The 12,105-nt window shown below is 36.3% G+C and carries 13 protein-coding genes and 1 tRNA gene; 3 read left to right on the top strand and 11 right to left on the bottom strand.

What is annotated here, in order from left to right:
- Positions 1-741: a hypothetical protein gene (locus tag ACZ47B_RS06575; protein ID WP_464893741.1), complete on the top strand. Its 741-nt coding sequence runs from the start codon at positions 1-3 to the stop codon at positions 739-741.
- Positions 742-818: 77 nt separating this feature from the next.
- Here ACZ47B_RS06575 and ACZ47B_RS06570 read toward each other — a convergent pair whose 3' ends face one another.
- The 4 genes from ACZ47B_RS06570 to ACZ47B_RS06555 are packed head-to-tail and all read right to left on the bottom strand — an operon-like array spanning position 819 to position 3,393.
- Positions 819-1,544, bottom strand: coding sequence for an EI24 domain-containing protein (locus ACZ47B_RS06570; protein WP_464893740.1), 726 nt, complete (start codon positions 1,542-1,544; stop codon positions 819-821).
- Entirely contained in the window at positions 1,541-2,248 is a 708-nt protein-coding gene (dut, locus tag ACZ47B_RS06565; protein WP_464893739.1) for a dUTPase, read from the bottom strand. The genes ACZ47B_RS06570 and dut overlap by 4 nt, the downstream gene beginning before the upstream one ends.
- Before the next feature lie 49 nt (positions 2,249-2,297).
- Positions 2,298-2,513 (bottom strand): hypothetical protein, encoded by a 216-nt coding sequence (locus tag ACZ47B_RS06560; protein WP_464893738.1) that lies wholly within the window; start codon positions 2,511-2,513, stop codon positions 2,298-2,300.
- On the bottom strand, positions 2,497-3,393 hold the full coding sequence (locus tag ACZ47B_RS06555; RefSeq protein ID WP_464893737.1) for a DMT family transporter: 897 nt from the start codon (positions 3,391-3,393) through the stop codon (positions 2,497-2,499). The genes ACZ47B_RS06560 and ACZ47B_RS06555 overlap by 17 nt, the downstream gene beginning before the upstream one ends.
- Before the next feature lie 139 nt (positions 3,394-3,532).
- Between ACZ47B_RS06555 and nhaA the strand changes: the two genes are divergently transcribed.
- Positions 3,533-4,699 carry a Na+/H+ antiporter NhaA gene (gene nhaA, locus ACZ47B_RS06550; RefSeq protein WP_464893736.1) on the top strand — a complete coding sequence of 389 codons (1,167 nt, stop codon included), beginning with the start codon at positions 3,533-3,535 and terminating at the stop codon, positions 4,697-4,699.
- On the opposite strand, the gene ACZ47B_RS06545 is transcribed toward nhaA, so the two are convergent.
- The 3 genes from ACZ47B_RS06545 to ppk2 are packed head-to-tail and all read right to left on the bottom strand — an operon-like array spanning position 4,700 to position 7,254.
- The gene (locus ACZ47B_RS06545; RefSeq protein ID WP_464893735.1) at positions 4,700-5,989 is read right to left on the bottom strand and encodes an SH3 domain-containing C40 family peptidase; all 1,290 of its coding nucleotides are present in this window, start codon (positions 5,987-5,989) and stop codon (positions 4,700-4,702) included.
- The gene (gene trxC / locus ACZ47B_RS06540) at positions 5,982-6,416 is read right to left on the bottom strand and encodes a thioredoxin TrxC (RefSeq protein WP_464893734.1); all 435 of its coding nucleotides are present in this window, start codon (positions 6,414-6,416) and stop codon (positions 5,982-5,984) included. The genes ACZ47B_RS06545 and trxC overlap by 8 nt, the downstream gene beginning before the upstream one ends.
- A 1-nt stretch (position 6,417) precedes the next feature.
- Entirely contained in the window at positions 6,418-7,254 is an 837-nt protein-coding gene (gene ppk2, locus ACZ47B_RS06535) for a polyphosphate kinase 2 (RefSeq protein WP_464893733.1), read from the bottom strand.
- A gap of 211 nt (positions 7,255-7,465) precedes the next feature.
- Between ppk2 and ACZ47B_RS06530 the strand changes: the two genes are divergently transcribed.
- Entirely contained in the window at positions 7,466-8,104 is a 639-nt protein-coding gene (locus tag ACZ47B_RS06530; RefSeq protein ID WP_464893732.1) for a M48 family metallopeptidase, read from the top strand.
- Here the strand turns inward: ACZ47B_RS06530 and ACZ47B_RS06525 are convergent.
- The 4 genes from ACZ47B_RS06525 to mraY all read right to left on the bottom strand — a co-directional run bounded on the left by ACZ47B_RS06525 (position 8,094) and on the right by mraY (position 12,101).
- Positions 8,094-9,479: a chloride channel protein gene (locus ACZ47B_RS06525; protein ID WP_464893731.1), complete on the bottom strand. Its 1,386-nt coding sequence runs from the start codon at positions 9,477-9,479 to the stop codon at positions 8,094-8,096. The genes ACZ47B_RS06530 and ACZ47B_RS06525 overlap by 11 nt on opposite strands.
- A 109-nt stretch (positions 9,480-9,588) precedes the next feature.
- Positions 9,589-9,664: transfer RNA gene (locus ACZ47B_RS06520), tRNA-Phe, on the bottom strand.
- Positions 9,665-9,704: 40 nt separating this feature from the next.
- A complete protein-coding gene (gene murD, locus ACZ47B_RS06515) occupies positions 9,705-10,907 on the bottom strand; it encodes a UDP-N-acetylmuramoyl-L-alanine--D-glutamate ligase (RefSeq protein WP_464893730.1) in 1,203 nt (400 codons plus the stop codon).
- A gap of 129 nt (positions 10,908-11,036) precedes the next feature.
- Entirely contained in the window at positions 11,037-12,101 is a 1,065-nt protein-coding gene (gene mraY / locus ACZ47B_RS06510; protein WP_464893729.1) for a phospho-N-acetylmuramoyl-pentapeptide-transferase, read from the bottom strand.
- Between the last annotated feature and the right edge of the window lie 4 nt (positions 12,102-12,105).

Raw genomic sequence — 12,105 nt, 5'->3', positions numbered from 1 at the left:
ATGGGCTACTACAACCAATCCCCAAACACAAAAGTTTACTTTGCAAACGGTATGGACAATACACTAAAAGATGCCAAAAAGAGTGCGGCAAATCTTGAAGAGATTGTAAAACAACCGGTAGGTATCATACTAAATGATACACACGGACTATTTGGAGATAACAAAGGAGTAGGAGATATACCAGAATACTTAAATAACCGTTACACAAAAAAAGATATACTAAATGAATACACATACAGAAAGATAAACAACCAAGCAAAAGGAAAAGTACTTATCATAACACATAGTGCCGGAAACGAAGATATAAACAAAGCTTTATCCTTAGGATACAAACAAGGATACACATATCCAAACCTAAATATCATATCAGTAGGCTCACCCCTATCCAAATCAAAACTACATAACACTCTCTCAAGCGTAAAAGCAACCCTTATAGGACAGGTAAATGACTGGAAAGACCCCGTAACCCACTCAAAGACGGTAGGAGCAGGAGTGATAGGACTTGGACTAGTGGGAGCATGCTTTGGAGCAAGATATATGCCGGTAGTCATACCTACTGCTAAAATATTGACAAAAACGGCACTCGGTCAATTCCTGATAGGTGTCGGTAGCGCAGGTGTCGGTGCAGGTGTCGGTGCAACCGGAATTATATTAAATCACCCCTTCAAAACCTACCTAAAAAAACCAAAACTACAAAACATGATAAAACAGAGTGTCTTTAGTGAAAGGTTAAACAAATAACATGGGCTACTACAACCAATCCCCAAACACAAAAGTTTACTTTGCAAACGATTTGGCAGAATAGGAAAATTGTACAATTAATGTGCAGGCATACTTTTTTCAAAAAATAGATGAGTTAGGTATATCACAAAAAGAGGCTGCAAAAAGAGGCCTATTATGGGGATGAGGGAGAGTGCATATGAGATAAATGTCGCACTTAGAAACTCTTTTTTGTACTTTTGGGTTATGTCGTTAAATCTTGGCAAATTTTCTATATTTGAGCCCACATCTATGACCAGGAGGTTGTGAAACAGATAGTAAAACGGAATGTTGAAGATAAAAAGGTTTACCCCCGGTACTATAAGAAGAGGTATAGCCACAAAACTTAAAAATACAAATATAAAAAACACTTTGACATACATCACTAAAACTTTCAAAAAACTTATCTCATCTCTTTGAAAGTTCGGATAATACTTTTGTTGGATATTTTTAACGATATATGGAGTAAAAAAACCTACCACTATAACGGCTATGATAACAGAGACAAGTAGCATTAAAAATGTACCAAAAAGATAGAAAAATGTCACAAGTGCCCATTTGACGAAAGCCAAAGTCAATATATAATTTATCACTGGATGTGCTTGAGGGTCGATGTCGGTAAAATTGGTACCGTTTGCAGTATTGTTTAAAAAATCTATAAACTCACTGCCGCTGTATAAAAACAGTGCCCCAAATATCAAAAAAGAGACTAAAAACGGAAGCGTCGAAAGAAGTAAAAACCTTAAGGTTAAAAAATCTTTTACACTTCTAAACAATAATTTCATGATATTTTTTTATACTCTGCCTCAAGTGAAATGTAAAGTTCTTCAGGTGTTATGGTACTGTTTTCCTGCATGATTTTATTCATCACTACATTATCTTCAACTTCACCCCAAAGTTTTTTGTATGTGCCCTCTTTGTATCCGTTATCCTGCCTAAAGCCGTTTAAAACATTTTTACCGACATAAACTTTATAAAGAGAGTCTATATTCAACCCACAGTTATGTGCTACCGTGAAGTATTCACTTATGATCTTTTCAAAAGTATTGCTGTAAGAGCCTGAAGTTATGTGAATGATCCTTTCTATCTGATTGATGATCTCCATCGGTTCTGCGTTTTTGATATCCTCAGGTTCCTTGCAAAACATTTTGAAACTTTTATTATCCAAGATAAATGAAACTATATCTTCGATTTTTCCTAGTTTTTGATTGTAGTATTGTTCAAGCGCCAAGCTCATTACAAAGTGCCAAATATCTATGACTTCTATATGGATATTTTGCCAGTTTGGATCCGCTTTGATGTTTTTCCAGTGTTTCCATGGAAAACTGTCTATGAGTTCGGCACACTCCATGTATATACATCTTTTCCAATTTATGATCTTGCCGTATTTGTTGTATCCGCTTTCCCAGCCTTCTCCATTTGTTTCATCATTCAATCTCTGCTGCATTTCAAACATTGTTACAAGCATTTGTTTTTCAGTTAATTTCATACTGCACTTCCTTGATCCAAAATAAGAAATGATTATAGCATAATTTTAATTAGAGGCTGCTCATACCGCATTTGGCTTCATATTTTTTATCTTTTATCTTCAAAAGCGCTTCTTTGGTATATGTCAAAATTTTTTTTTGATCCGCTATGGGTTCCATAAGTTGGTTTTTTTTGGTTAGGGGGATGGATTGGTCCGAAACGATTCGCAGTATCTCATCTTCCAAATCCTTTAAGTATCCGTCGATACAATCAAATATTTTTTGCATATTTTTCCTTTGTTTTATTTTGGATTGATAATCCTATGAGTATAAAAATAAGCGCTACTATCGTAGAATTTTCTATCTTTTCTCCCGCGATATAATGTATAAAAACTAAAGACAATACCGGGGACAAAAATATCAAATTTGCTGTTTTACTCGTGTTTTCACTCTGTTTTAACGCTTTTAGCCACAGTATGAAAGTGATCCCCATTTCAAAAAGCCCTACATATACACTCGAGACAACACTTTCAAAACCGATGCTTCTAAATTTTTCATAAGTTACAAAATATATAAGGATCAAAGTAAAGCCTACTAGAAAATTGCAAAAAAGAGATATAATCGGATCGGCTTTTATCTTCGTATTGAATATCCAGTAAAATGACCATAAGACGGTACTAAGCAGTGCCAATAAAACACCTATATCGTTTGAGAAGTGTAAAGATGTTACATCACCCTTTGTAGCTATAACAAGTACTCCAAAATATGCCATAAAACCGGCAATGATATCATAGATCGAAAGTCTGTGCCTTAAAAAAACAACACTCAGATACGATAGCATCAATGCCCAGGTATAGTTTATAGCCTGAGCTTCCTGTGCCGGTAGCATATCATAGGCTTTAAAAAGTACAAGATAGTATACAAAAGGGTTGATCACCCCAAGTAAGATGGTGATGAAAAAATACTTTTTGATATAATCGATGGTTTTAGCTACCTTTTTTTGCAGGATTATCAACAGCGTTAAAAAAAGAAGAGCACTCAAAGAAGAGTACAAAAGCAGTTCTACTGGACTTAAAGACCTAAGAGCCACTTTGAAAGCAGTAGCAACCGTAGACCAAAGAAGCACGGCACTTAAGGCATATATATAAGATAATTTTTGATTTGCCATAAATATCCCGAATGTTTTTAAACATTATTACAAAGATTGCTTTAGATGTCGCTAAATATCTAAAGAGATTTTTGTCTTGACATATATCTGCTTTATGATAAAATTATAGCTATTTTTAAAAACAAGGAAAAAATTACCGATGAATATGATAGAAAATTTTATAAAAAAAGAGTCAAGCGCGGGTATACTGCTTATATTTGTAACCATAGTGGCTTTGATACTTGAAAACAGTTCTTTGCATGGGTTGTACAACAGTTTTTTGCATACTCATGTCGAGATTCGTTTTGGAAGTCTGCAGATAGCAAAACCGTTACTTCTTTGGGTTAACGACGGATTGATGGCTATCTTTTTCTTTTTGATAGGCTTGGAAGTAAAAAGGGAAGTTTTAGAAGGACAGCTTTCATCTCTAAAACAAGTAGCACTACCTGGTATCGCCGCTTTGGGAGGTATGATAATTCCTGCTTTGATATTTGCTTTTATAAACAGAGCAGACGCTTTTGCTCTTAAAGGATGGGCCATACCTACCGCTACCGATATAGCGTTTGCGTTGGGGATTTTATCACTACTTGGGAAAAGAGTCCCGGTATCTTTGAAGCTTTTTTTGATGGCGCTTGCCATCATAGATGACTTGGGTGCTATCATCATCATAGCTCTTTTTTATACTTCGGATTTATCCGTTGTCTCCATGATTGTATCTTCTTTGAGTCTGGTAGTGCTTTTTATAATGAACAAAATGGGGGTTGTAAAAAAAGCTGCATACATCCTGGTGGGTATCGTACTTTGGGTCAGTGTTTTAAAGTCCGGCGTACATGCGACTTTAGCAGGTGTGGCTTTGGCATTTTTCATACCTCTTAATTCAACCACAAAAGATGGAGAAAGATTTTCAATGGCGAAAGAGTTGGAGCATGATTTACACTACTGGGTGGCATTTTTGATACTACCTCTTTTTGCATTTGTAAATGCCGGAGTAAGTTTGAACGGCATCTCGGTAGGCGATATGTTCAGTACGGTTCCAGCTGGCATAATGCTGGGACTTTTCATAGGAAAGCAAGTGGGAGTTTTCGGATTTAGTTTTATAGCTATAAAGCTAGGTTTAGCAAGCCTTCCCAAAGATAGCAGTTGGATGCAACTGTACGGACTGGCAGTACTGACAGGTATTGGTTTTACTATGAGTCTTTTTGTCGATTCGCTGGCATATAATGATACGGAGATTTTTCATTATGCCGATAAATTGGCCATATTATTAAGCTCTTTTTTATCAGGTATTGTCGGCTATCTTATCTTGAGATATGCAAAAAGCAGATAATCATTTTTGCAGTATGATATCTTTTGGATAAACTGTGAGTGTATCGATCCTCTCGATCAAAAGAGATTCTTTGGTTAGATTTGGCAAGTTTTTTCCAAGATAAAGATCTGATATGAGAGCTTTTCCTATGATATATCTGGTATTATCCTTTGTATGTATGCCCCACAGGTTATGCAAAACATAAGACTTATCTTTGTAAGTTCCCACATAAAGCATGATATGCCCTTTTAAATGCAAAAGAGATAAAAAAGCAAGTGCATTTTTTTGAATCAGTTGCTCTTTTTCCTTATCGCTTTTGCCTTTTAATGTTATAGTTGTGCCATATTTGCTTTGAAAAGATGAGTTTCTTGGTAGCCATATTCCAAAAACCCTAAAATAGTCTTGAGTTAGAGCTGAACAGTCACGATTGCCCATAAAACTGCCCCAGCCGTAATTTTCTCTTAAGAGTTCCCCGGTGGTTTTTGAGATATTTTGTTTATCAAAATGCAGAGGGAATTTTGAAGCATACTCTTTTGGGATTTTTATATATAATTTACCTTTATATCTGTTGTAGATAAAGCTTTTGTAAAGATCATTATCTTTTTCATCATTTATCAAGGGGTATATATCTCCCATTTTCGAGTAAAATAGAAAGTTTTGCTTGATATCATATATGGGAGTATTATCTTTTGTGATGACCAATTTGGGGTAATTTTTCCACTTGTTTATCTCCTCTTTGGATATTTTGTATATGTCACTTACTTTTATCCATCCATAAGATGAAGGGTTCTTTGCAAATACCCAAGAGCCGTCAAGATTGGTATGAGATATGAGAAGAGGTGTATTTACATGAAGTCTTGTATTTTGCAGATAATCAAAAGCAAATCCCTCTCCGTCAAGTTTTGGATTTAGCATAAAAGGTTTGTTGGTGGGTAGATTTCTGACTTGTGTATTTTTGGTAGTGATTGCATAGGATGGAGCTTGGTTGAAATTATCAAAATTTGTCTGTTTTATGATATTACCTATGTTTTTTATACTCCAAGGAAGTTTGTTTTCGGCAAAGAATTTTTCTTTTCCAAACGCTCTGTTTGCCCATGAAGCCTGCAGTGATGAGATATCAAATTTTTTTAGTGACCATGGATGCAGATACTTTTGCCAAAAGCTTTTAATGTCAATGGAAATTGATGGTATATTGTTTTCTTTTATAAGTGTTTTTATGTCTATTTGAGCTTGATTTATTAGGGGAGTATTTTTTGTGGTACACCCCGAATAAAAGAGTAAGATGATAAATGAAAACAGAACTTTATACAAATTGATTTACTAGGTTTATGATGGAATTTTGATCTAATGCACCTGAAACCCTGTGAACTTCAGTACCGTTTTTGAAGATGATGATAGTCGGTATCCCTCTTATGCCAAATCTCTGGGAGAGAGCAGGGTAGTGTTCTGTATTTACCTTGGCAAATTGTGCTTTAAGCGGAAAATGAGCCGCCGCAGCTTCAAAGTTTGGAGCCATCATTTTACAAGGCCCGCACCACTCAGCCCAAAAGTCAACAATAACTGGAATATCACTGTTTAGTATATGTTTTTCAAAACTGCTTTCATCCAAAGATACCGGATGAGTATCCAAAAGTGAATGTCCACAAGCACCGCAGTTTGCCTTATGCACCTCTTTATCTGCAGGAATGGCATTGGTCTTGTGACAGTTTGGACATACGATTTTTATCTTATTGCTCATCTTATCCTCCTATATTTTTATCGACGATTTTAAATTTAAAATTTTTCTCCATTCTTATGGCCTCATCTCTTCCGTAAACTACTATATCTCTATCCACCTCTATCTCTTTAGGATCGATTTTATCAGGATAATCAACAAAGTTTAGTAAGTGCTTTATGGTATTTAATCTTGCTTTCTTTTTGTTGTTACTTTTTATGATGGTCCATGGTGCATGTTCGGTATGGGTGGAACTTAACATCATAAATTTAGCCAAAGTATACTCATCCCAATACTTTTGAGACAACTTATCAACTGGGGACAGCTTATACTGCTTTAAAGGATCGGTTTCTCTCGCTTTAAATCTTCTTGCTTGCTCCTCTTTAGAGACGGAAAAGTAAAACTTGAAAAGTTTGGTACCGCTTTCTACTATCATTCTTTCAAAATCCGGTGCATCTTTTAAAAATTTGTGATGTTCTCTTTCGGTACAAAACCCCATAACAGGTTCCACCATGGCTCTATTGTACCAACTTCTATCAAACAGTACTATCTCACCCGCACTTGGCAAGTGTTTGGCATATCTTTGAAAATACCACTGGGTTTTCTCCACATCGCTTGGTTTTTCAAGTGCTACGACTCTGGCACCCCTGGGGTTCAAATGTTCGGTTATCCTTTTGATAGTCCCGCCTTTTCCCGCGGCATCCCTTCCTTCGAAAATGATAAGGTATTTCAACCCCTTTTCTTTTACATGATTTTGCCATTTTAAAAGTTCGATTTGCAGTTTTCGAAGCTCTTCCTCATACTCCAAAGTCTCCTTTTTCACCCAAATTTGAACTTTATTTTTATTTTTTTCATTTCCCATGGCAACTCCTTTGGTGAGATCCCGAATTTTGCATCAGAAATCATCAAATATATACCAATCATTATAGCATAGGAGTTTTCTTAAAATTCTTAAATTACCATCCAGGTAGTCCTGCAAATTTTAAGAAACCTCCTCTACTATAAGCATTGGCATATCTTTAACAACTTCTAATGCAAAATTCGGGATAATTATACAAAAAATTAGAGAAAACATGAAATTTAAACACATTATAAAACCTAAAATCAAAAATATATATATCAAAGTAGATAAAAACGGTGAAGTTACTTTGACTAGCTCGGCTTACAGAAAAAAAGAAGCCCTTGCTCTAATGGAGAAAAAAAGAGAGTGGATAAAACGCGCCATTGACAAAAGTCTTGCCCGTCAAAAAAAAGATAATATTTATAAAGATAACGGAAGGATATACCTTTTTGGACGAAGCTATCCGTTTGTTTATCAAAAAAGTAGTCAAGAAGATATAAGTTTTGACGGGGACAATATATATTATCGCTATAAAATTTTAAAAGACCCCAAAAACTGGGTAGAGAAATTTTATAAAACTGAAATCAGTAAATTCATATCTCTTCGTATAAGCTATTTTTCACGAAAACTCTCACTTTATCCAAAAGATATAAAGTATAGAAAAATGAAAAGAAGACTTGGTAGTTGCTCGGGTGATGATGTGCTGACCTTTAATACTCTTTTAGCAAAATTACCATATGAGCAGATAGATTATGTTATCGTCCATGAATTATCTCATATCAAACATAAAAATCACTCCAAAGATTTTTGGAATGAAGTGTCAAAAATCTTTCCAGATTATAAAGAGATAAGAAAAAGTATCACTCTTTAATGTCGTTATCCGGCTTTTTCAATCCCTTTTTTTGCTGCCATCTCTCTCTTAGCCTGTTTAGTGTAACAGACTTGGTACCTTCGACTCTAGTATGCTCCATATCGTGTCCGGTAGGTACTTCAAGATACTGAGACTTTTTAAAAGCAAGTATTTGGGAAGGGTAAATACTTCTATGACCTGTTATAAGATATGCTATGATGCCTGAAATCGCCGCATAGTGAGCTGATTGGATACCAAAAAGCTCCAGTGCCATTATGGCAGCTGCTATAGGGGTGTTTGCAGCACCGGCTATAACGCTTACAAGACCTATGGCGGCAAAAAACTGTATATTGCCGTTTAAGAGATGGCCTATGGCATTTCCGCTTGTAGAGCCTATGAAAAAAAGAGGTGTTATAACTCCACCGCTTCCTCCAAAGCCAAGACTAAGACCTGTAAATATGATCTTTAAAAAAAAGTCATACCAGTGTACACCGCCGCCTGTAGGGTTGTTTATACTGTTTCCTATCTGCTGCATTCCAAGACCAAGATATTGATCACCAAAAAGCAGAGCCAAACCTATCAGGAACATACCGCCTATAAAGGCTTTTTTAACATACCCCATGACTAGTTCTTTTTTTGCCCAATTGCCTATGGCATGAACTATGGTTATGGTAAGATCTGAAATCAAACCAAACAGTATGCCCGCAACAACTACTTTTAAAAAAAGTATTTCATTCAGTCCGTATTTGGGGTAAAAGTCAAAATCAAACGATATATAGGGTGTTCCCATGGTTTGAGATACCAAGTATGCGGCAAATCCGGCTATAAAAGAGGGTAAAAGTACACTATAGAGTATGGAGCCCACTATCAAAACTTCCACCCCAAAAACCGCACCGGCGATAGGTGTGCCAAAAACCGCCGCAAAACCGGCACTGATACCACATATAACGATAGCTTTTCTATCCTCGTCACTAAATTTTAAAAATGTAGCAAATACTGAGGCTACTCCAGCGCCTATCTGTGCACTTGGCCCCTCTTTACCCACTGAACCGCCCGCAGCTATAGTGATGATAGTAGCTAAAACTTTTACCGGGATTACCGCAACATCGATAAGTCCGTTTTTTTCATGGATCGCCTGTATGACTTTTTCTGTTCCATGTCCTTCCGCATCGGGAGCGAATTTTTTGACAAGATATACTGAAGTTATAAGCGCCAATGGAAGTAAAAAATAGTAATGAAAGGGTAAAACCCCTTGTTTGTGTATAAAATATTCTATTATTTTTAAAAAGAGTGAGACACCCGCTCCTACAACCAATCCTATGATAGTTGACAAAAACAGCCACTTGGCGACACTGGCAAAAAGAGCGGTTTCTTCTGTGATTCTGTTTCTAACCATAAATACTTCTTATGTTACAAAATTTTGTAAAATTTTACTCTCTTTTGGTTTAAACAAAGTTTTATCGGGGATATTTTGGCAGAGATTAAGAAAAATATCAGAAGAAAGGTGGTGGCCAGAGACGGAATCGAACCGCCGACACGGTGATTTTCAGTCACCTGCTCTACCGACTGAGCTATCTGGCCAAAAAATTTAGAATGAAATTATAACTAAAACTTTTAAAAACTAACTTAAACCCGTTACAAGTTCTTTAAATAGATTGCCTCTGTCTTTATATGATGGGTATTCATCCAGGCTTGAAGCAGCAGGAGAGAGGAGAGCGACTGAGGTTTTATCATGAATTTTATCTATCTTTTGTACCGCATCTTCCAATGTATTGCATTTAGTTGCTTTTTTGTCTATATCTTGTGATAAATTGACAATTTTATCTTTGTTACTGCCGACTGCGTATATGTAAACATTCATATCTTTTAGGATATCAAACAAAGGAGTTAAATCAGCCCCCTTGTCATCACCTCCCAGTATCAGATGTATAGTGAAATTTTGGTATCTTTTTATGGCATTGAGGGTCGCATGCAGATTTGTTCCTTTTGAATCATTTACCCAAAGTCTGCCTTTTTTGTCTTTAAACTCTTCGAGTCTGTGCGGGTCGATATGAAAGGAATTTATCAGATCATAGTCGATGTCGTCAAAAAGTATCTTCGTAACCCCAAGTGCTATAACGGCATCAAACAAAAAAGGCTCAAGAAAGTTTATCTTTTTTATGTCTATGTCAAAATACTCTGCTAGTTTATCCGTGCTCTCGTATGTTATTTTAAAACCGTTTGTAGCAGTGTCTTCAAACTCTTTTGGCAGGATGATCGCTTCACCTTCTTTTAAAAATTCCAGTGGTTTTGCTTTTGCTTTTTTGTACTCTTCAAAGCTTCCATGCCAACTTATGTGATCCTCGCTTACCGGTAAAAGTATGTAAATGTCCGGTTTTGCTATATTGGTATAGTGAAGTGTAAAAGAGCTTGTTTCAAGTATATGTATAGCTGTATTTGGAAGCTTTGCCAAAGGCGTTCCTACATTGCCACCGATCACTCCTCCTTTGTCTTTTAGTAAATGTCCTAACATTTTTGTTACTGTTGTTTTGCCATTCGTTCCGCTTACCCATATGTTAAACGGTCTTTGTTTGTTCTTTTGATAGAAAAAGTCATAATCACTTACAAGATTTTTTGCTCTTTTTATCATGTCATTGCAGGGAGGAATACCCGGGCTTGGTATCTCGAGTAAGCTTTCATCGGGATTGAACATAAAAGAGGGGTAAACGGTATGATTATCTTTTTCGGTTATCTCTTTTACGTTATCATCAAAGAACTTACATCCATTTACTCTGTCGGCTATAGCTTTTGTAGTCTTTCCATATCCAAAAAGTGATATACTCATTAAAATCTCCCTTCGGTCGATTGAGGATGGGTGGATGGGTGAATGGGTGAACGAGTGGATTATACCCATCATCTCATACTCCCATCTACTCATCTACTCATACTCCCATCTACTCATCTACTCATATGCTCATCTTATCTTTATAGTTATAAGAGCTATGATATTGGCTATCAAAGCTATGATCCAAAACCTGACTATGATCTTGCTCTCTGCCCAACCGTGTATCTCGAAGTGATGATGTAGAGGTGCCATGTGAAATATCCTCTTTTTTCTTGCTTTAAAGCTGCCGACTTGAAGTATCACTGAAAGCGTTTCAAGAACAAATATAAATCCTATGATGATAAGAAGTATCTCATTTTTAGAAACGATAGCCATATATCCCATAAAAGCACCGATGCTAAGACTCCCGCTATCACCCATGAAGACTTCGGCAGGATGGCAGTTGTACCATAAAAATCCTATTAACGATCCTACAAATGCCGCCGCTATGATAGATACTTCACCCACACCACTTACTTTTGGAAGCAAAAAGTGAGCACTTAAGATCGCATTGCCGCTTATATATACGAATACTCCCAAACTTAAAAAACTAAAAACAGAAGGCACCGTAGCAAGACCGTCAAGTCCATCGGTCAGGTTAACCGCATTACTGGTAGAGACCATAACCAATATCCAAAATGGTATGACAAACCATGCAAGATTTATAAGCGGATGTTTGTAAAAAGGTATATACAAGTTGTGATCGATCCCGCTGAAATAATACAGAACGGCAGATACGATAAATGCAAAAACTATCTGTAGCAGCATCTTCGTTCTTGGTTTCAAGCCCGAATCATTCTTTTTGCCTGTTATTTTGGATATATCATCTTTTGCACCTATCAATGAAAAGAAGAGTATGGTAAGTATGCCTGTGAGGGCATATGTATTGGTCAATTTTACAGTTAAAAGAGTTGCTATTAGTGTTGAAGCGGTAAAGACTATACCTCCCATGGTAGGCGTTCCGCCCTTTTTTTGATGAGTGCCGGGTGCTAGGTCAAAAATAGGCTGATTTAAATGTTGTTTTGTAGCCCATTTGATGAATTTTGGCATAAGATATAAAGTTAAAACAAATCCAATGAAAAATGCCACACCGGCTCTTAATGTAATGTATTGGAAAAGATTGATATGAAATGTTTCATAAATAAAATAAAGCATTAAT

The sequence above is a fragment of the Thiofractor thiocamini genome, assembly GCF_055384375.1.
The sequence above is the reverse complement of the archived record's forward strand: the minus strand, read 5'-3'. Positions and strand labels throughout refer to the sequence as shown.